Below are 21,220 nucleotides of genomic sequence, written 5' to 3'. Positions count from 1 at the left end.
TCGACAATGCGCACAGTCAGAGTCTTCATATCCTCGCCTTCGGACGCCAGCCGCGAGCGTGATCGCCTCGCCCGCGTGGCCCGCCGCCTCAATCTTATCTATGCTGAGGTCGTCGAACTCGAAATCATCCGCTGGGAGGATGACTTTTACGGTGCGCATGAGACGTTCCAGACCCAGATCCCGGAAGCGAAGGCCTGCGACATCGTCATCGGCATCCTCAAGCACCGGCTCGGCTCTCCCTTACCCTCGACATTCCCGCCCATGCCGGAGCGCGAGCCGTTCCTTGGCGAGCCTTATCCATCCGGGACGGCCTATGAAATCCTTTCGTCGATCGCCAATCGCCTTTTCGAGGACAGTGACAAACCTGACATCTATGTCTTCCGCGATGCCGAACCGCCGGTCGTCACACTGGGCTCCGATGACATGGAACGCATCGGCCGCGAATGGAGCAGGCTCGAGAATTTCGCCCGACGGTTCTTCTTCACGGCGGAAGGCGATTTCCGTTTCGCATTCCAGACCTTTCGCTCCGCCAACCAGTTCGAGCAACAGATCGAGGCGCTGCTCAGGAAGTGGATCGAGACGAATGTTTATGACGAGCATCGATCGATCTGGCCCGTCGATCTTAAGGGTTCGCCGTTCCGGGCACTCGACGTGTTCGACTATGCGCATCGCGACGTCTTCTTTGGGCGCGACCGCGACACGGCGAGGATCGCCGACCTGCTGGCTGAAATTGCCGCCGAGGCGGAAGTCGAAGGCAGTGCCAGGCTTCCCTTCCTGCTGGTGACCGGCCCAAGTGGCGCCGGCAAGTCGTCGCTGCTGCGGGCAGGCGTGGTGCCGAGCCTGACCGCAAGCGATGTCGGTGATACCGAGCAATGGCGGGTCGCGGTCATGACACCGTCCGGCGGCGGCAAGGGGCCGTTTGCAACAATGGCAGCGGCTTTGCTCGGTCTACCCAAGGATAGGGCGGCCGCAGCCAACGCGGAGCCAGCGCCGGCGAAGGGCGAGCAGATTCTCGCCTTGCCTGAACTGCGCGAGGGTCCCTTCGCAACCCCGGAGGCGCTGGCGAAACTGCTGGCGCATGGCGATGCAAGCGCTGCGCTTGTCGTCGCCGATGCACTGCATCGCGTCGAGAAGGCGCTGGCCGCCCGCGAGAAGTTCGAAAAGCCTCCTAAAGTGCGCTTGCTTCTGGTTGTCGACCAGTTGGATGAGATCTTCTCGGGCGAGGTCTCGGACACCGACAGGACGGCATTTGCGACACTGCTGTCCGAACTGGCAGGCACCGGCAATGTCTGGATCACTGCTTCGTTGCGGGCCGGCCTCTACGAGAACCTGTTGAGCGACGCTTCCTTCCTTGCGCTCAAGAATGCCGGCACGACCTATGAACTCGGGCCGCCCGGCGGCACCGAACTCGCCGATATCGTCCGTAAGCCGGCGCAGGCTGCCGATATCGTCTATGAGAAGGATCCGGTTACCGGCCGGACGTTGGACGAAATCCTGCTTGCCGATTTCGATCGACCCGACATGCTGCCGCTCCTGCAGTTCACGCTCGAAGCGCTGTTCCAGCGCCGGCAGACGGGCGATGGTGTCATCACGCTGACGCATGCGGCCTATCGGGACATGAACGGCATTGCCGGCGCCGTGCAGAATGCCGCCGAGACAGCCATGTCGAAGCTCGAAGGGAGCGAACGGCAGAAGCTTCCGAAGCTGCTCAGGCGGCTCGTTACCATGGGCCATGCCGGGGAAGGCGAGACCGCGCCTCTCATCCTCAACGATGTTCCGGTGGCGGAGCTTCGGACCGATGCGGAGATGCTGCGGCTCGCCGAGGCACTGACCGAATCCCGCATTCTGGTCGCCGGCGGTTCCTCCTCCGATACACGGACATTCCGGCTGGCGCATCAGCGGCTTCTGACCCTCTGGCATGCCGCCGAAACTGCCATTCGCGAGAATGCCACCTTCTACCGGGTTTTCGAAGAACTCGAACAGGCCCATCGCCGCTGGCGGCGCAACGGCGGAAAGCGCGTGCAGCTCATCCGCGATCCGGTGCTGCTCACGGAGGCGAACAGGCTCGCGCATACCTATCCCGACGAAATCCCGCGTGACAGCCGGGAGTTTCTGCGCCGCTCGCGGCTTCAGGCCCGGCTCGGCATGATCGTGCTCGGCACGTCCGCCGCGGTGTTTGCCATGTTCTTTGCAGCCACCATCTGGTTCTATTTCAGGGCCAGCGAGGCGGAGGCGCTGGCGGTGGACCAGAAGCAAGAAGCAGAGGAAAATCTACGCCTTGCGCAGGATACGCTTGAAGGCGTCGTCATGCATGTCGCCAGCGGACTCAAGAATGTCGAGGGCATGAGCGTCGCGAGCCGGCGCGTGATCCTGACGCGCGTCGCGAGCGCCGTCGAGATGCTGCAAAGGCGTGGCGAGGAAAATCCGGCACTCGACGAAACCCGTTTGCAGATGTTCGATGCCTTCGGTCAAACCTATGCCCAGGGCGGCGACGTCGAGAGTGCGCTCAATTCCTTCCGTGAGATGATCGCACTGAACCGAAGCATATTGGCGCGGACCGAAGGTCCGGCCCGCGCGGATATCGAGCGCAATATCGCGGTGTCCCTCGAGCGCATCGGCGACCTGCTCATCGGCCAGGGCAAACGGCAGGAGGCGCTCAAAGCTCATCAGGAGGCCCATGATATCCGCAAGAGGTTGCTCGCCGCGGAACCCGACAATGCAACCTTGAAACGCGATGTCTCGGTCAGTATCGACAGGATCGGTCAGTCACGCCAGGCGCTGGGCGATGTCGAGGGCGCCATCGCGGCGTACCAGATGGGTGTCGACAGCAGCCGCGCAGAGCTCAAGCGTTCCCCTGAAGACAGAGTCGCCAAGCGCGATCTCAGCGTCAGTCTCGAACATATCGCCGATCTCGAGACGGCGCGCGGCAACCGGGCGCGGGCAGCGGCGCTGAATGACGAGTCACTGGCGATCCGCAAGGCAGTGTCGGAAAAAAACCCCAGCGATACGCTCGCGACAGCGGACCTCATAGACGCTCTGTCGAGGAAGGCTGGGTTCTCGCGGACCGATCGAGATCTTGTCTCCGCCGAAGCGTCTTATGATCAGGCGCTCGGCCTCGCCAGAAGACTTGTCGCGACCGATCCGGAGCAGGTCGCCTGGCAGAGATATGTCACCCTCGCGCTCAACGGCCTGGCAGATATCGCAGCCGACAAGGGTGACAGTGCAAAAGCGAGTGCGCATTATGAAGAAGCGCTTGCGATCTCCCGACGCACGGCCGGCATCAACCCGACAAACATCGATCTGCAGAATGACGTAGCTTTCGGTCTGAACAGAATCGGCGACATACGTAAGGCGGAGGGAAGGTTTCCCGAGGCGATATCCGCATTTGAAGAATCGTTGGCCATCTCGCGGAAGCTCTCGGAGTTGGACGCGGCGCGCGCCGAGACCCATCGCAACATTGCCTATACGCTGCGACGCATTGCCGACGCGCAGCTTTCGGCCGGCGATCCGAAAGACGCCCAGAAACGCTTGCGGGAGGCGCTGCCAATCCTCGAAAAGCTCGTCGCCGCCAATCCTGCGAACATCATCTGGCAGCTCGATACGGTTTCGACGATCCGGCGGATCGCAGACATCGACTTCCTCGCGGGGCGGGCAACCGAAGCGCGCACCGGCTATAGGCGTTCCGTCGAGATGTACAGGCCGATCATCGCGCGCAACCCGGATCAGTCGGACTGGAAGCGCGATCTGTCGGTGACGATCAACAAGCTCGCCGACGCCAGCCTCAAGGCCGGCGACAGACCGGCGGCGGCGGCATCCTACCGCGAAGCTCTCGCCATGATCGAGGCGCTGTTGATACGGCAACCCAGCAATGCCGGCCTGAAGCGGGACCTGGCCTATTGCCTCGGCAAGGTCGGTTCCATCGATCAACTGGGCGGCGATGCGGCGGGCGCGCTGACGCAATATCAGAAGGCGCTCGCCATCGTCCGCGAACTCGCCGCCGCCGGCCCGGAAAATGCCCAGGCGCAAACGGACCTCGCCTATTCGTTGCTGACGCTATCGGGAGTGCAGACGGGCGCCGACCGGATCGCGAGCCTCACAGAGGCGGCCGCGATCGCCGAAAAAGCGCGCAAGGCCGGGCTGCTCACCGGTGCACATACCGTCCTGCCCATGATCATCCGATCGGCCATCGACAAGGCCACGCAACCATAGAACCGCGTCGCCTTGCCGATCAGGATGTTTCAATTTCAGGCGCCAGCGGTCTCGGCCGTCTCTTCCGCTTTCACTGGCTCCTTGATCCGGAACCACGCCACATAAAGCGCTGGCAGGAACAGCAGCGTAATCGCCGTGCCGGCGATGATGCCGCCCATCATTGCAAAGGCCATCGGTCCCCAGAACACCTCGCGGGCGATCGGGATCAGTGCAAGGCTCGCAGCAGCCGCTGTCAACGCAATCGGACGCATACGGTGTTCCGTCGCTTCGATCGCCGCGTCCCAAGCAGCCTTACCTTCCCGGATCAGGTCCTCGATCTGCACGATCAGGATCACCGAATTGCGGATCAGGATACCAATCAGCGCCAGCACTCCCAGAAGAGCGACAAAACCCAGCGGTGCACCGCTCGGCAAGAGCGCAGCCACCACACCGATGAGGCCGAGCGGCGCCACGGCCACGACGAGGAACAGGCGCTGGAAGCTCTGGAGCTGGAACATCAGGATGGTTGCCATCGTCAGCAGCATCAGCGGCAGGACCGCGAGGATCGGTCCCTGACTGTTCTTGCTCTCTTCCACGGAGCCGGCGGTCGTCACCGCATAGCCAGGTTGAAGCTTGGCCGCGAAGGCATCGACATCAGGTTTGAGCTCGGCCACGACAGTGGCCGGCAAGGCATCGCCGACCAGACCTGCACGGACCGTGATTGTCGGGATGCGGCTGCGCCGGGCAATCGTCGGCTGCTCCAGCCCGTACCCAATCGTGGCGACGGTGGCGAGCGGTATGGCCTCGGTGCTGCCAGTGGAAATCTGGAGATTCTGCAGCGTCTCGATCGAGCGCCGCTCACTCTCTTCGGATCGCGCCACCACATTGACGAGATAGGTGCGGTCGCGCACCTGGGTGATCGTCACGCCGCCGACAATGCTGTTGAGGCCGTTGGCTATGTCCTCCGACGTGATCCCGAGTTGTCGCGCCTTGTCCTGCAGGACATCGATCCTGATCACGCGCTGCGGTTCCATCCAGTCGAATGTCGGCGCGGTCAGCTTGCCGTTCCTGGAGATGAGACCGCCAAGATCGAGCGCCAGCTGCCGCACTGTCTGGATGTCGGGTCCGCTCACGCGATACTGCACCGGCCTGCCCACCGGCGGGCCGAGTTCGAGCAGTTTGACGAAACCGTCAACGCCGACAAAATCGTTGCGTAGCCTTTCTTCCATCCCCTTGCGTAGCCGGTCTCGCGCTTCGACATCCTTGGCGACGATCACCGTCTGCCCGAAATAGGGATTGGCTGGCTGGACATCGAAGGCGAGGACGAAGCGGACCGCACCCTGGCCGATATAGGAACTCCAGTGGTCCACGTCAGGATTGCCCGCCAACACCTCCTTCTCGAAGCGCTCGATCACATCGCGTGTTTCCGCGATCGAGGAGTTCTGCGGCAGGTTCCAGTCGATGACGAGTTCCGGCCGGTCGGATGAGGGGAAGAACTGCTGCTGGACGAAGCGCATGCCATAGAGCGAAACGCCGAAAATCAGCACGGTGGCGACGATCGTCACCCAGCGCCAGCGGACCGAAGCCACCAGGAGGCTGCGGAAGATGCGGCCCATCCGGCCTGGGCCTTGATGCTTGTGCTTCAATTGCTCGGGCAGGATGGTGACGCCAAGCAAGGGCGTGAAGAGCACGGCCACGATCCATGAGACGAGCAGCGAGATGGCGATGACCACAAAGAGCGTGAACGTGTATTCACCCGCCGAACTGGTATTGAGCCCGATCGGAATGAAGCCCGCCACCGTCACCAGCGTGCCTGTCAGCATCGGGAAGGCCGTGGACGTGTAGACATAGGTCGCGGCGCGCCGGAGCGTATCGCCCGCCTCAAGCCTTGCGATCATCATCTCGACTGCGATCATCGCATCATCAACGAGAAGGCCGAGCGCGATGATCAGCGCGCCGAGCGAAATGCGCTGCAGCGAGATGCCGGTATAGAGCATGAAGACGAAAGTGATGGCGAGCACCAGCGGGATCGACAGCGCGACCACCAGGCCAGCGCGCAGGCCGAGGCTGATGAAGGATACCGCGAGCACGATGACGACAGCTTCGAACAGCGCCCGGGTGAAGCCCGACACCGCCTCCTCCACGATCAGCGGCTGATCGGCCACGAGGTGTACCCCGACGCCAATGGGCAGGTCCGCAGTCACCTCCTCCATCTTCTTTTCGAGCGCCGCTCCGAATTCCAGAAGATTGCCGTTCGGCTTCATGCCGATCGCGAGCCCGATCGCATCCTGGCCGTTGAACCGGAAGATCGAGGTTGGCGGGTCGACATAACCACGGCTGATCTTGGCCACGTCGGTCAGTCGGAAGAAGCGGCCATCGACACGCAGATTGACGTCCTCGAGACTCTTCTCCGAGGTGAATTGGCCGCTCACCCGGATGCTGACGCGTTCCGGGCCGGCCTCGATGACTCCCGACGGCGTCACGGCATTCTGCGCCTGCAGGCTGGCCATCAGCGCTTGCTGGTTCAGTTGCAGCGCGGCGAGCTGTCGTGTCGAGAATTCAAGATAGATCGCCTCATCCTGCGCGCCGACAATATCGGCCCGGCCAGCATTCGGAACCGTCAGCACCTGCGTCCGCACGATCTCCACATAGTCGCGCAGCTGCCGCGGGCTCAACCCGTCCGCGGTAAATGCATAGATATTGCCGAACACATCGCCGAAGCGGTCATTGAAGAACGGCCCCTGCACGCCGGACGGCAGCTGCGGCTTGATGTCGTTCATCATATTGCGGACCAGCGTCCAGTTGGCCGCAACTGCATTGCTTTTCGTCGTCGCCTTGAGATTGACGAAGATGACCGCCTTGCCGGCGCTGGTGATGCTTCGCGAAAAATCGAGGCTGTCGAGCTCTTCAAGCTTCTTCTCGATCCGATCGGTGACCTGCTGGATGGTCTCGTCGACGGATGCGCCCGGCCAGTTCGCCTGGATAAGCATCGTCTTGATCGTGAAAGTCGGATCCTCCTCGCGGCCGAGGCTGACATAGGCCCCGGCGCCGGCGATCATGAAGAGCAGCATGAAATACCAGACCAGCGATTTGTGGTCCAAGGCCCAGTCGGAGAGATTGAATGCCTTCACGACGCCGCTCCGTCCACCCTGATCTTCTGGCCGTTCTTGAGGCTATGCACGCCTGCCGTCACCACGCGCTCGCCCTTGCTCAGGCCGGATTTGACGACAAAACTCTCCGCATCCCGGTCGGCGATCGTGACGGTCTTCAACTTCACGGTCTGCGATGCCGGATCGACGACCCAGACCTGCGTCGCGCCTTCCGCCTCGAGCAGAGCCGAGAGGGGTAGCCGGATGCTGCCCTCCGCCCGCATCTTCGGACCGGCCGTGATCGTCGCCCCAAGCCGGAAGCCGGGCGGCGCCGCCTCAAGAGCGATCCGGACACGGCGCGTGCGGGTGGCGCTGTCCGACTGTGGAGCAATCTCGCGCAAAGTGCCCATGGCCGATACGGAGGGCAGCGCCTGGAGCACGACCGCGAACTGGTCACCTTCATGGAAACCAGCGATCAGCGCGTCGGGTATGTCGACGACTGCCTCGCCGAGGTCCGGGCGGGCGACCGAGACAACCGTCTGGCCTGCGGACACTGTCTGGCCGACATCCGCACTCACGCCTGTGACGACGGCGTCGAAGTCGGCGGAGAGCTGGGCATAGGAAAGCTGCTCCTCGGCCTTGTCGAGCGCTGATTTCGACCGCTCGGCATTGGCCTTGGCCCTGAGGGCTGCTTCATGCGCCGCCTCGTAATCGGCCTTGGCGATGGAGCCGGTCGCGAGCAGCTTCTCGAGACGCGCATCATTGGCGCTCGCGTTGGTGACTTGCGCGAGCGCGCTGGAATAATCCGCCTTCGCCGACTGGACGGCCAGGAGCAGCGCCGTCTCGTCGAGCGTGGCGAGCGTCTCGCCCTTCTTCACGGAATCGCCCGTCTCGACTGGCTGCGACGTCAGCCGGCCAAGCAGCCGGAAGGACAGGTCGGCGGTATAGCGGGATTCGATCGTTCCGGCGAAACTCGAGGAACTCGCCGCCTCGGGCTCGACCACCACCGAGAGAACAGGTCGAACAGGCTCCGGCTTGTCGTCGCGATCATGCTCGTCCGAGCAGCCCGAAAGCAGGGGGACGAGGAGAGCTATCAACAGCGCAGGAGCGAGGTGACGGGTGGTCATGGCGTCTTTCCTTCACGCGCCTCGACCACCTGGCCGGTACTGAGCAGTTGCGCGCCCGCGACGACGACCTGCTCGCCGGACTCCAAGCCGTCGCGCACGAAAATCGAGCCATCCTCGTAGGCCGCAATCTCGACGGGCTTCAGCGACACGACCTTGCTGTCTTTATCCACGACCCACACCGCCGGCCGTCCGCCTTGGGAAAAGAGTGCGCTCCATGGCAGTTCAATCACATCCTGCGACGGGCTCGTCACCGATCCGATGATGGCCGCCCCCAGCGTCATCGCCTTGGGCGTGTCGGGGATCTCTGCCTTGACCCGTACGGATCCGGTCTTGGGATCGAGCACAGGCGCGACCTCCCTGATATTGCCGACGGCGGTCACATCGGGATCAGACAGGAGTCGCAGCGCAATCACCGGCGGTTTCTCGTTTGCGGCGACAACGATCTCGGGAACGTTGAATACCGCATCCCGGTCGCCATCTTCTGCGATCGTGTACGCTGTCTGGGCCGCCTGCACGGTCTGGCCGGCCTCGACCGAGCGGCTGGTGATGACGCCGTCGGATGCCGCCCGCAATTCCGTGAATGTGAGGTTTTCCTTGGCATTGGACAGTGCTGCGTTCGCGGCATCGAGGCTGCCCTGGGCGACGAGCAGGGATTCCTGGGCCTGGTCATAGACCTTGCGCGAGGTCAGGCCTTTCGGCAGCAACTCCTTCTGGCGGGCGAAATTGGTCGAAGCCTGCGTCAGTTGCGCGTTTGCGGCGTCGACATTGGCCTGGGCTGCGACGATGTCGGCCTGCTGTTCGGTGGGGTCGAGACGCGCGAGAAGGTCGCCCTTGGATACGTGCTGCCCGACTTCGGCGCTCCGCTCGATGACCCGGCCGGCGGTGCGGAAAGCGAGATTACCGGTCACGCGCGCGCTGATAACGCCGGTCAGATAGGCCTTGCGGCTGTGTTCCTTGCGCGCCGCGACGACGACATCGACCTTGGTGGCCTGCCTTTGGACCGCCTTGGCGCTGTCGTCATTGCATCCTGAGAGCAAGGACACCAGGCAAAGGAACAAAGGCACCGCAGCCGAAAATGGAATGCGACGGCGAACCAGCATCACTGTCATCCACGGACACCACTGTCTGGAGCTTCCCCTTCGAGAATCTTAACAGAACAGTTTCGATACTCAAGGGCGCCGACGACCCGGGCAGGCCGGCGCCTGACGATTCGGAGGGCTGCAACCCGCGCTCGGCAACTGGCTTCTACAACGAACCGGCATGTTTCGGCGGGCAGTCGAATTGGCAGGAATCTCGGTAGCCTGAAAAAGATTTGCCAAGACGGGTGCAACCTTTGCTACCTTGTCGCCAATCTGAATCGTCAGATCATTCATTGGGAGGAATGCATGACTATTTCGATCGGCCGCGTGTTGACGGCTGCGGCACTGGTATTGTTGGCAACGTCCGCACAGGCTGCAGACAAAATTCGGCTCGCAAATCTCAAATTCGCGCATTACGGCGCCATTTCCTACATGAAGGAACTGGCCCCGAAATATGATCTGGAAATCGAAGAACGCTTTTTCGCCAAGGGAATCGACATCCTGCCGGCCATCGTTGCGGGCGAAGTCGATGTGGCAGCCAGTGCCGTCGATGCCGCAATCGCGGGCCGCGCCAAGGGTGTGCCGATTTACGTCGTCGCCGGTTTTGCCAAGGGTGGCGCCAGGATCGTCGCCGGTCAAAACTCTGGCATTGCCAAGGTCGCCGACTTCAAGGGCAAGAAGGTTGGGGTGGCGCGCGGTGGTGCCCAGGAACTGCTGTTGCTAGCCGAGCTCGACATGGCCGGACTGACATGGTCGGAAAAGCCCGGCAAGGACGTCCAGCTTCTCTACATGGCTTTCGCCGACCTGAACCAGGCGCTGATGGCGGGTGATATCGATGCGATGTGCCAGTCCGAACCCCAGGCTAGCCAGGCGCTCAACAAGGGCTTCGGCATCGAGATCCTGAAACCCTATGATACGCCGCTCGGCACGCCGATCCGGTCGCTGGTCTTCTCCGAGGACTTCTACAAGAACCAGGATGTTGCCGAGCGCACGATGAAGCTGTTCGTGGAAGCGACGAAGACCTTCATCGATAATCCTGATACTGCCGAAAAATATGTCATCAACGACATGTTCAAGGGGCAGATCACCGAGAAGGACTTCAAGGACGCGATCGGCAATTCGCCCTATAGCTACGAGATCACGCCCGAGCATGTGCAGAAGACGACCGACCTCATGGTCAAATACGGTGTCGGCAAACTCGAGAACCCGCCAAAGGCGACCGACTGGGTCAAGACCGAACTGCTCGACAAAGCGCTGCAGGCACAGTGAAAATGCCGGCGCGGCTATTCCGGAACCTGGCGGCGCCCGTCCTCATTCTCGGGGTCTGGCAGCTGCTTTCCTATCTTGGGCTGATCAAGCCCGTGATCCTGCCGTCGCCGGTGGCGGTCGTTGAAAGGTTCGGGCTCTATCTCTGGCCGGCGCAGTTGCTTTCCGAAAGCGCCGGCATCTCCGATTGGGTCTGGTCAAGCGAGTTGCTTGGCGATCTGGTGGCGAGCCTGCGCCGCGTCGCGCTTGGTTTTGGTGTAGGCGCCGGCCTTGCCCTGCCGCTTGGTCTCATGATGGGGACAGACCGGCGGATCGAGGGTTTCCTCAATCCGGTCGTCCAATTCCTGCGACCTATACCGCCGATCGCCTACATACCCCTGGCAATTCTCTGGTTTGGCCTCGGCGATCCGCCTGCCGTCTTTCTCATTGCGATCGGTGCATTCTTCCCGGTTCTGATCAACACGATAGCCGGGGTGCGCAATGTCGATAGCATCTATATCAGGGCCGCCACAAATCTGGGGGCCGGCAGGATGACGATGTTCCGCCGGGTCATTCTGCCTGCGGCCATGCCCTATATTCTGACGGGCATGCGGATCGGTATCGGCACCGCCTTCATCGTCGTGATCGTCGCGGAGATGATCGCCGTCAACAGCGGTCTCGGCTACCGCATTCTCGAAGCGCGCGAATATATGTGGTCGGACAAGGTGATTGCGGGGATGATTGCAATCGGGCTGCTTGGCCTGGCGATCGACATCGGGGTCAACCGACTCAACGACTACCTGCTGCGCTGGCGCCGCGGCATCGAATCCTAGCGGGGTCACTCAATTGGCTGGAGCGAATCGTTCCCATGGTGAACCGCAGATAACCGTATCGGGCGTGAACAAGGTTTTCGGTGAGGGGTCCTCGGCCGTCGTCGCGCTTAAGGATATCAACTTAGAAATCACGCCGGGCGAATTTGTCTGCGTGCTTGGACCATCCGGATGTGGGAAGTCGACGCTGCTCAATGCGATAGCCGGCTTTTCCCTGCCGACCAGCGGTGTGCTCGAGGTGGCGGGAAAGGCGGTGACGACGCCCGGGCCCGATCGGGGCATGGTGTTCCAGGAATATGCGCTGTTTCCCTGGATGACCGTCGAACGCAACATTGCTTTCGGTCTGGAAATCCAGGGGATGCGGAAGGCCGAGGTCAAGGCCAAGGTCGATGCGCTGCTTGACATGCTCGGCATGAAGGAATTTCGCCAACGCTATCCCAAGGATCTCTCCGGCGGCATGCGCCAGCGCGTCGCCATTGCCCGGATCCTGGCGCTCGATCCACCGATCATGCTGATGGACGAGCCGTTCGGCGCATTGGACTCGCTGACGCGACGGTCGCTTCAGGACGAACTGCTGCGCATATGGCGGGCTGTCGGCAAGACGATCGTATTCGTCACCCATTCGATCGAGGAAGCGGTCTATCTTGGAACCCGGATCGTGATCCTGACCTACCGGCCAGGCACGATCAAAAGGGATGTCCGCGTCGAGCTGCCCCATCCCCGCGACAGCAATTCGATCGCCTTCAATGAGATCAAACGGGATCTTTCGGAGATCGTCCATGCCGAGCACGATCGGTTTGTTTCGGATGAACGGGCCGGCAAGACGCTGGATTGACCCCGCGGGGGTACGCCGGGCGCGCTGTGATGGAATCGGGAATTCGCGTGAGTGTCCGCGCATCGATGATCGGGGGTACAACACTTGGTAGGCAGTCCTCCGGCATTGTGCTAGTCCAGTGAAGACCGCAAGCCAAACGGCGGAAGCGTCCGCCGGAAAATGCCATGCCCGATAGAAAGCCTTTCCTAGCACCGCTCGCTAACGAAACGTTCCGCAACATCTGGCTGGCAAGCATCGTGTCCAATCTTGGCGGGCTGATCCAGGGCGTGGGCGCCGCCTGGATGATGACGTCGATCACATCATCCGAAAACATGGTGGCGCTGGTCCAGGCGTCGACGACGCTGCCGATCATGATGTTTTCGCTGGTCGCCGGGGCGGTCGCCGACAATTTCGACCGCAAGCGCGTGATGCTTGTGGCGCAGGGCTTCATGTTCGCGGTCTCCGCATTGCTCGCCGCGACCGCCTATTTCGGCGGAATGTCTCCCTGGCTCTTGCTGGCCTTCACCTTTCTTCTCGGCTGCGGGACGGCGCTGAATAATCCGGCCTGGCAGGCTTCGGTCGGCGACATGGTGCCGCGTGAAGACGTGTCGGGTGCAGTGTCGCTGAATTCGATGGGCTTCAACCTCACCCGCAGCGTCGGGCCGGCCATCGGTGGTCTTATCGTCGCTTTCGGTGGCGCGGCTGTGGCGTTCATGGCCAATGCGGCAAGCTACGTCGCGCTCATCACGGCACTTCTCAAATGGGACGCGCCGCGATCGACGGCCACGCTGCCGCGCGAGGAGATAGGACAGGCGATTGCCGCGGGTCTGCGCTATGTTTCGATGTCGCCGAACCTGCTCAAGGTCTTCCTTCGTGGCTTCGTGTTCGGCTTCTCCGCCGTCGCGATCCTGGCGCTGCTTCCTGTCGTGGCGCGCAACGTCATCGGCGGCGGTCCCTTGACCTACGGCCTGATGTTGGGCGGGTTCGGTATAGGCGCGGTGGGCGGCGCCTATTTCAACTCTGCGCTCAGGGAGAAGATGACGAGCGAGACCATCGTCCGCTCATCCTTCGCGGGTTTTGCACTGAGTGAGGCGATCATCGGGGCGACCAGCAATATTGCCCTGATCGGTATCGCCGTCATTCTGGCCGGCGCCTGCTGGGTGCTGGCGCTATCGCTGTTCAACACCATCGTCCAGCTTTCGACGCCCCGGTGGGTGGTGGGCCGCGCACTGTCCTTCTATCAGATGGCGACGTTCGGCGGCATGGCCGCGGGCAGTTGGCTCTGGGGTAGTCTGGCCGAGAGCTATGGCGTCAGCACTTCGCTGTCCGTAGCTGCAGTCGTCACGGCCTTGGGGGTCTTGGTCGGTCTTGGTCTTCCAATGCCGGTGCTGGCGTCGCTGGACCTCGATCCCATGAATACATTCCGCGAGCCTGAACTGCAGCTTGATATCCTGCCGCGCAGCGGGCCGATCGCCATTCACGTCGTCTACGAAATCCGCGACGAGGATTTGCCTGTCTTCCTCGATCTGATGGTCGAGCGCCGGCGTATCCGTATTCGCGATGGTGCCCAGGCCTGGGCCCTGATGCGGGATCTGCAGAATCCCCGGCGATGGACGGAAACCTATCATACGCCGACCTGGGTCGATTACGTGCGCCACAACATACGGCGCACAAAGGCCGATGCGGAAAATCTCGAACACCTGCGCAAGCTACATCAGGGTGATGGCTTGCCCGATGTGCACCGGATGATCGAGCGGCAGGTCATACCGCCCGCCGGCGACGTCTTCCATCAAATGCCGATCGAGCCGCACTGAAGCGTGCTGGAGTGACAGCGGCTGTCACTTTCATGCCCGCGGAGTGAGTCCCTCTAGCAGGAAGTCGAGGCCCTTCATGAAGGCGCCGTCCCAATCGTTGTCCAGCAGCAGACGGGAGCGTTCGATTGTCGGGTAATGTTCGCTGACACCCGTTAGGCGCTCTTGTGCGGCAGCCCTCTCGTCGTCCGAGAGGTGGAAGCTGGCCCTTGTGACGGTGGCGCCTATCACGAAATTCCAGAGTGACCATATCGCGACGTTTAGGTCCGGGTCCGCCACACCGGCTCTGGACAAGGTTTTGCTCAGCAATTCCAGGCGAGTCAGGATGTTCGGGCCGAGTGCCCGGCGCGGCAGCAGTGACGCCGACCAGGGATGGCGCAGCATGCTGGTACGCCAGTCTTCAAGCATATGGACGACTTCCGCGCGCCAGTCTTGTGACTCGATGGTCGACGGTGGACCATGATATTTAAGCACTGAATCGAGCGCGAGGTCGAAGACCTCGTCCTTGTTGTCGACATGCCAATAGAGGCTCATCGCGCCCGCGCCGAGGCGATCGGCCAGCCGACGCATCTTCAAACCATCGACTCCTTCGGCGTCCAACAGCTCCACAGCGGTGGCTATGATCCGTTCCAGCGAGAGAGCCCCTTCGCTGCCGGGTACCTGCGCCGAGGGGGACGACGCATTTGTCCGTCGAGACCGCTTGCTCTGTGCGCTGGGTTTGCTTGCCATCCGCTTTCCTTGCTGCTCCCTACGCTGAATTAAGCCGGTAACGCGACAATGTCGATCCTCAGCAGTTGACTCGTACGCCGTACGATGACACATAATCGTACAACGTACGAGTCAATCTTGTCGTCAACGAATCGGAGTTCCGTCTGGCAGGCCGCGGCTAGGCCGCTCGCGGAGCTCAGCGCCAGGAGAAAACCATGTCACGCGCAATCAGCCATCAGCTTATCGGAGGACTAATCATCATGATCACAGGCGTTTCCACTGCAACGACAGCCAATGCGCAAGATCGCAAGCTGACCCTCGTCAACCCGAAAACCCTCTATGACCCAACGCCGAATGGCTACAGCACCGCGGTGATCGTGCCCGCCAATGCCCGAGTGGCCTATATCTCCGGACAGGGGGGCCAGGACAGCAGGGGCGCCTTGTCGTCCGACTTCGCTACCCAGGTGAAGCAGGCCTATGCCAATCTGGGCGCTGCCCTCGACGGGATCGGGGCAAAGCCCGATCAGGTCGCCAAGCTCACGGTCTTCGTAGTCGATCACGACATGTCCAAGCTCGAGGTCTTGACCAGGAACGCCAAGGAAATGTTCGGTGAAACACTGCCGGCGCAGACGCTGGTTCCCGTTCCCAAGCTTGCCATTGACCCCATGCTTTTCGAAGTCGAAGCCGTCGTCATTCTGGAGTAACGGCGACGGCGAATCAGGTCGCTCTGATCCATCTACGCGTTGCAACTGAACGAGGTCATCGGCATTGTTGCTCTGATCACGCGAGGAGAAAGCCATGCCGAAGGTCGTTGGAATTGGTGGTGTTTTTTTCAGAGCGATGGATCCGGCTGCGCTCGCCGAATGGTACGAGACGCATCTTGGCATCGACGATCTGCACAGGTCGGTGTGGCGGCAGGAAGCCGGGACGACGATCTTTGGGCCGTTCTCCAAGGATACCGACTATTTCGGGCGAGCGGAGCAGCAATGGATGATCAACTTCCGCGTCGATGATCTCGATGGTCTCATGACGCAACTTAGCGCAAGCGGGATTGCGGTGGAGACGCGGGCGGAATGGGATTCGGAGGTCGGGCGTTTTGCCCGGATACATGATCCCGAGGGCAATCCTGTCGAGCTCTGGGAGCCGGCGAAAGAATGAGGCGAGGCGATGGCCTCGGTGGTTTGAACCGAGGCTGAGGTTCGATTTTGATCTGGCAAATATGTCAATGCGCGCGGTGTGAAGCCGCGCGCATCCATTTTGTGGATCGCTTTGTCAGCCTGGGAGCACGAAGAACCAGTTTGCCCAGAGGACGATGGCGAGCCCGGCTGCGAGCGTCAGGTAGGGGAGGAAGCCTGCTCGCTTTACACCCATATCCTGCCCGGTCAGGCCGAGATCCCTCATCGCTTCCTCGGGGAATCGTCCGCCGTCCCTGATGTAGTGACGGTAGGCGAAGACCGGCAAGATCAGCGCCGCGAAGATGAAGCCCACCCAGAGCGCGTTGGAATAGCCCCAGACCTTGGCGCCGGCGCCGAGGAACAGCACGTTGACGAAGGCGAGGATCGTGTTGACGCCGATCAGCCAGGTCGGTGCCTTCCAGGGACGCTCGATATGCGGTGAATCCATCCGATGGATCCAACCGGCATTGAGGTTGAGGAAGTTGAAGATGATGTAGCCGACATTCGACACGGCGAGCACGAAGAAGTAGCCCGCGACGTCCGAGGCGATCGCCAGGAGGAAGAGGTTGAAGGCAAAGTCGGTCCACATGGCGCGGGTCGGCGCGCCATGTTCGTTGGCATGGTCGAGATATTTCGGCAGCCAGCCGTCCTTGGAACCCTGGTAGAGCGTGCGCGACGAGCCCGCCATTGCGGTCATGATCGCGAGGAACAGGGCCATGATCATCAAGATGACGAGGATCTGGGTCACCACCGCGCCGCCATGCACCATGTTGGCCAGCGCTTCACCGACACCCGTGCCGTCGACGATGCCGGGCGCGAGCATGCCGGCATGGCCGAGAACGCCCTGGAAGGTGAAGGGGATGATGAAGAAGAATACGCAGCACAGCAGGCCGGAGAAGAAGATCGCCTTGAACGTGTCGCGCTTCGGATCCTTCAGTTCGCTTGTGTAGCAGACCGCGGTCTCGAAGCCGTAGGTCGACCAGGCAGCGATATAGAGACCGCCGAGGAAGAGCGTCCAGCCGCCGATCGTCCAGGCGCCGTCGACGCCGGAATAGCCGGCGGTCGGCGGCACCAGGCCGGTGACGTTGCTCCAGTTGATCGCGCCCGTCAGGATCGGATAGACGCCGATCAGGAAGAGCGGCACGAGCACGATGATCGCCAGCCACTTCTGCACATTGGCAGTGCCCTCGATGCCGCGATGCTGGATCGCGAAGATGATCAGCATCAGGATGCCGCCGATGACGAAGGTGGCGTTGATGTTGGCAGTGGCGAGATAAGGAATGGAGAAGCTCGCAAGCGACCAGTTGCGGATCGTCGGGGTCAGCGCCGAGATCGCATCCGTGGTCAGCAGGGCATGCATGGCCGCATCGGGCGTGGCGCCGGCATTGGCCGCGATATATTCCGCCACGCGCGGGCTGTCGGCCGCGAGCGAAGCGGCATTGGCCTTGATCCATTCCAGCACCGGCGCCGATTCGGCGATCGGGATCGGGAAGAGTGAATTGAGGATATAGCCCGCCGCGATGGCGCAGCCTAGCGACAGCACCGGCGACCAGGCGAACCAGTTGCACCATACGGAAAGCGGCGCGATGAACTTCGAGTAACGCAGCCAGGCAGTCGCGCCATAGACCGAGGCGCCGCCTGACTTATTGCCGAACATGCCGGCGATCTCGGCATAGGTGAAGGACTGCAGGAAGCCCATGATCATCGAGATGATCCAGACGAGGAAAGCCAGCTTTCCCGTCGTTCCTGCAATGCCGCCGATAGAAAACAATACGAGCGGTGGCACGCCGGCCGCCACCCAAAATGCACCTTTCCAGTCGAGTGCGCGCACGAGACTGCCGTCTGCAGTCTTTACCGCCCCCGCGTCCACTACTTGTGTCATTGATGTTGATCCCTCAGCCAGTTTTTCCGACGCGCTGACACGCGTTTCCGGTTTTGCGCCGCATCAAATTTGCTCGCCCGGCAGCCGAGTTTTCCCGGTTTTTGCCCCTGCCGGCCGGCGGGTTCCCATCCACCGGCGCAATACTAAGAGTGAATTATTTTTCATACAGGTCAAGAGGCCTTTACATCGGCAGTCGGTTTGGGGATGATATTTTTGATTGCTTCAACCGATTTGAAGGGTGTGTCTTCCCTGAGGAGTTGAGATGCAGGAAATGCTGCTGCAGCAGGACAGGTTGCTGCCGCCGAAACCGAGCCTGGTCAGGCAACCCGGCCTGACGCTTCCACCAGGCCTTGAGCGCTATCGTGTCCGCGGCGCGGGGTCGCTGGTCGTGCGCGTCGCGCCCGGCGACAGGCTGACCTTGATCGACAGCGAAGGAGCTCAGCCATGCGAAGTCACCTTCGTCGACCAGAACGGCAAGTTCGATGCCGGCGCCCTCGGCGCGCCCTTCACCTGTCGAGCGGAGGGGCTGAAGGCAATCCTGTCATCCGGTGAAGCCAGTGCGGCGCGAACACTTAGGGCGCTGACACGCCGGAATGTCGATCTTGCCCAAGCTGGCGCCGTCAGGTTGTTCGGCAGCTCAAGCCCGGCCGGCAGCACGGCCGAACTCTCTTTCTCCCGGGAAGGCCTGTTGATCGTTGCGGCACCGGGCATGCCGATGTTGCCGGACGAGCAAGAGACTGCGACGCCAATCGAACTCCGCATCCAGCGCAGCAAGATCGACCGCTCCTATGAATCGCTGTTGCCGGAACCGATGGCCGATCCGCTGCAAGACATCAGGATACGCGCCGCAGCTGCTTCGGCTTATTTCGTCCGCGCAGGCGAGTTCATCCAGATCATCGACGTGTCGGGCCGGCAATGCACTGACTTCCAGGCCTTCGCTGCCCGCAAGGTCGACAAGGGCCTGGACTATGCGCTCGACGCGACGGTGACGCGCACCTTGCTCGGCCGCAGCTACCCCACCCCCGGCCTGCCCTCCAAGGCCTTCGATCTCGATTTCGAGCCGTTGGTGGAGGTCGTGCAGGATACGGTCGGCCGTCACGATGCTTTCGCGACTGCCTGCAATTCACGCTACTACGACGACATGGGCTATCCCGGCCATGTCAATTGTACCGACAATTTCAACTATGCGCTCGCACCCTATGGCATCAGGCCGCGCAAGGGCTGGGAAGCGATCAACTATTTCTACAACACGCGCATCGACGACCATAACCAGCTCTATCTCGACGAGCCCTGGTCGCGGCCGGGCGACCATGTGCTGATGCGGGCGCTGACCGACCTCGTCTGCGTCAGTTCCTCCTGCCCCGACGATATCGATGCCGCCAATGGCTGGAACCCGACGGACATTCACGTCCGCACTTTTTCCAGCGCCGAGAAATTCACACGAGCCGTGGCCTATCGCATGACCCCTGATGCCGACGCCGAACTGACCCGCGAGACTGCGTTCCATCCGCGCTTCTCCGAACTGACGCGGGATTTCATCGAATATCGCGGCTACTGGCTGCCGAACACTATTACAGGCACCGGCGCGGTCGAGGAATACTGGGCCTGCCGCGAGGCCGCCGTGGTGACCGATCTCTCACCGCTCAGGAAATTCGAGGTCACCGGCCCGGATGCCGAAGCGCTGCTGCAATATTGTCTGACGCGCGATGTCCGAAAGCTGTCGGTCGGCCAGGTCGTCTATTCGGCCATGTGCTACGAACATGGCGGCATGGTCGATGACGGCACGCTCTTCCGCCTGGGCGAGAACAACTTCCGCTGGATCGGCGGCGATGACCAGAGCGGCATCTTCCTGCGTCAGCAGGCGGAGAAGTTGGGCTATCGCGCCTGGGTGCGATCCTCGACCGACCAGATGCACAATATCGCCGTGCAGGGGCCGAAGAGCCGCGACATCCTCAAGGATATCATCTGGACGGCGGCGAAGCAGCCCTCGGTCGCCGAGCTCGAATGGTTCCGCTTCGCCGTCGGCCGGATCGGCGATTTCAACGGCCCGCCGATCGTCGTCTCGCGTACCGGCTATACCGGGGAACTCGGTTACGAGATATTCTGTCACCCGAAGGATGCGGTGGCGGTATTCGATGCCGTCTGGCAGGCCGGTCAGCCGCATGGGCTGAAGCCGATGGGTCTGGCTGCCCTTGACATGGTCCGGATCGAGGCGGGCCTGATCTTCGCCAATTACGAATTCAACGACCAGACCGACCCGTTCGAGGCCGGCATCGGCTTCACCGTGCCGCTCAAGACGAAGACGGACGACTTCGTCGGTCGCGACGCGCTGATCAGACGCAAGGAGAATCCGCGGCATATCTTCGTCGGCCTCGATATCGATGCCAACGACGCCGCAGGCCACGGCGATTGTATCCATATCGGCCGCGCCCAGGTCGGCGTGGTCACGAGTTCGACACGCTCGCCAATCCTCAAGAAGTCGATTGCTCTGGCACGCATAGATCCGCTTTATGCTGCACCCGGCACCCATGTCGAGATCGGCAAGCTCGACGGCCATCAGAAGCGCATGCCGGCGACCGTCGTGGCGCTCTCGCATTACGATCCGAAGAAGACGCGGCCGCGAAGCTGATTGTCAGGCTGATTTGCGCTGGCCCTGCGCCTGTGAGATTGCGCGGGCTGCCGCTTCCGAGTCATTGGCAAGGTTGCGCATCTCACTGGCGAGAACGGCAAAGCCCTGTCCCGCCGAACCGGCGCGGGCGGCCTCGATGCCGGCATTGACGGCGAGCAGCTTGAGGTAACGCAGCGAATGCAGGATTTCCGATGTCTTGGAAGCCGTGATCCTCATCTCCGAGGTCTGGGCGTCCAGGCGCTGATAAAATGACTCGATATTGACGATGCTGCCTTCGAGATAAAGCAATTCGCCGTCGTCGCCCCAGACGCCGCCGCCGGTCTCGGTGACCCAGATATAGTGGCCATGGCTGTGTCGGATGCGATATTCCATCGTCCAGTCGCCCCTGATATCGAGCGCCTTGCCGACCGCCTCATCCATCCGCGGCACGTCTTCCTCGCACATGATCGAAGTGAAGGTGCGGACACGGTTGCCGAGGATCTCGTCCATCGGATAGCCGAAGACCCGGCTGATGCCGTCGGTCATCTCCAGCATCGTATAATTCTCGTCGGCGCGGCATCGATAGAGAAAGCCGTTCATGCGACCTAGGACACTGCTTTGAAAATCCATGACGGGCGCTCGCATCCGAAAGTTGATCGGAGGA

Annotated in this window: 14 protein-coding genes; 8 read left to right on the top strand and 6 right to left on the bottom strand. The window is 61.8% G+C overall.

The annotated features are described in order from the left end of the window. The first annotated feature begins 6 nt into the window (after positions 1-6). Complete coding sequence (locus tag AC2YI2_RS28045; protein WP_487389829.1) at positions 7-4,209, top strand: nSTAND1 domain-containing NTPase; 4,203 nt, start codon at positions 7-9, stop codon at positions 4,207-4,209. Between the two features lie 35 nt (positions 4,210-4,244). On the opposite strand, the gene AC2YI2_RS28040 is transcribed toward AC2YI2_RS28045, so the two are convergent. The 3 genes from AC2YI2_RS28040 to AC2YI2_RS28030 are packed head-to-tail and all read right to left on the bottom strand — an operon-like array spanning position 4,245 to position 9,504. Further along, entirely contained in the window at positions 4,245-7,319 is a 3,075-nt protein-coding gene (locus AC2YI2_RS28040; protein ID WP_487389828.1) for an efflux RND transporter permease subunit, read from the bottom strand. After that, positions 7,316-8,404, bottom strand: a complete 1,089-nt coding sequence (locus AC2YI2_RS28035) for an efflux RND transporter periplasmic adaptor subunit (protein ID WP_487389827.1) — start codon at positions 8,402-8,404, stop codon at positions 7,316-7,318. Before AC2YI2_RS28035 ends, AC2YI2_RS28040 begins: the two co-directional genes overlap by 4 nt. Beyond that, the gene (locus tag AC2YI2_RS28030; protein ID WP_487389826.1) at positions 8,401-9,504 is read right to left on the bottom strand and encodes an efflux RND transporter periplasmic adaptor subunit; all 1,104 of its coding nucleotides are present in this window, start codon (positions 9,502-9,504) and stop codon (positions 8,401-8,403) included. Before AC2YI2_RS28030 ends, AC2YI2_RS28035 begins: the two co-directional genes overlap by 4 nt. Positions 9,505-9,789: 285 nt before the next feature. On the opposite strand from AC2YI2_RS28030, the gene AC2YI2_RS28025 reads away from it, so the two are divergent. The 4 genes from AC2YI2_RS28025 (at position 9,790) to AC2YI2_RS28010 (ending at position 14,186) form a co-directional block, all read left to right on the top strand. Continuing rightward, entirely contained in the window at positions 9,790-10,752 is a 963-nt protein-coding gene (locus AC2YI2_RS28025) for an ABC transporter substrate-binding protein (protein WP_487389825.1), read from the top strand. A 2-nt stretch (positions 10,753-10,754) separates the two neighbouring features. Then, positions 10,755-11,561 carry an ABC transporter permease gene (locus AC2YI2_RS28020; protein ID WP_487389824.1) on the top strand — a complete coding sequence of 269 codons (807 nt, stop codon included), beginning with the start codon at positions 10,755-10,757 and terminating at the stop codon, positions 11,559-11,561. Positions 11,562-11,574: 13 nt separating this feature from the next. Continuing rightward, positions 11,575-12,393, top strand: a complete 819-nt coding sequence (locus AC2YI2_RS28015; RefSeq protein WP_487389823.1) for an ABC transporter ATP-binding protein — start codon at positions 11,575-11,577, stop codon at positions 12,391-12,393. A gap of 164 nt (positions 12,394-12,557) precedes the next feature. After that, positions 12,558-14,186: an MFS transporter gene (locus tag AC2YI2_RS28010; protein WP_487389822.1), complete on the top strand. Its 1,629-nt coding sequence runs from the start codon at positions 12,558-12,560 to the stop codon at positions 14,184-14,186. Positions 14,187-14,216: 30 nt separating this feature from the next. Here the strand turns inward: AC2YI2_RS28010 and AC2YI2_RS28005 are convergent, their stop codons facing one another. Beyond that, entirely contained in the window at positions 14,217-14,912 is a 696-nt protein-coding gene (locus AC2YI2_RS28005; protein WP_487389821.1) for a TetR/AcrR family transcriptional regulator C-terminal domain-containing protein, read from the bottom strand. Between the two features lie 194 nt (positions 14,913-15,106). Here AC2YI2_RS28005 and AC2YI2_RS28000 point away from each other — a divergent pair, with 194 nt between their 5' ends. Further along, positions 15,107-15,595 carry a RidA family protein gene (locus AC2YI2_RS28000; protein WP_487389820.1) on the top strand — a complete coding sequence of 163 codons (489 nt, stop codon included), beginning with the start codon at positions 15,107-15,109 and terminating at the stop codon, positions 15,593-15,595. 94 nt (positions 15,596-15,689) lie between these two features. After that, the gene (locus tag AC2YI2_RS27995; protein ID WP_487389819.1) at positions 15,690-16,049 is read left to right on the top strand and encodes a VOC family protein; all 360 of its coding nucleotides are present in this window, start codon (positions 15,690-15,692) and stop codon (positions 16,047-16,049) included. A gap of 114 nt (positions 16,050-16,163) precedes the next feature. Here AC2YI2_RS27995 and AC2YI2_RS27990 read toward each other — a convergent pair whose 3' ends face one another. Then, the gene (locus tag AC2YI2_RS27990; RefSeq protein WP_487389818.1) at positions 16,164-17,948 is read right to left on the bottom strand and encodes a trimethylamine N-oxide permease; all 1,785 of its coding nucleotides are present in this window, start codon (positions 17,946-17,948) and stop codon (positions 16,164-16,166) included. A 262-nt stretch (positions 17,949-18,210) separates the two neighbouring features. Here AC2YI2_RS27990 and AC2YI2_RS27985 point away from each other — a divergent pair, with 262 nt between their 5' ends. Further along, a complete protein-coding gene (locus tag AC2YI2_RS27985; RefSeq protein ID WP_487389817.1) occupies positions 18,211-20,577 on the top strand; it encodes a trimethylamine N-oxide demethylase in 2,367 nt (788 codons plus the stop codon). A gap of 3 nt (positions 20,578-20,580) precedes the next feature. On the opposite strand, the gene AC2YI2_RS27980 is transcribed toward AC2YI2_RS27985, so the two are convergent. Then, positions 20,581-21,186 carry a PAS domain-containing protein gene (locus AC2YI2_RS27980; protein ID WP_487389816.1) on the bottom strand — a complete coding sequence of 202 codons (606 nt, stop codon included), beginning with the start codon at positions 21,184-21,186 and terminating at the stop codon, positions 20,581-20,583. Between the last annotated feature and the right edge of the window lie 34 nt (positions 21,187-21,220).

Source organism: Rhizobium sp. SRI_017 (genome assembly GCF_057586295.1).
This window is presented reverse-complemented; position numbering and strand designations above follow the sequence as displayed.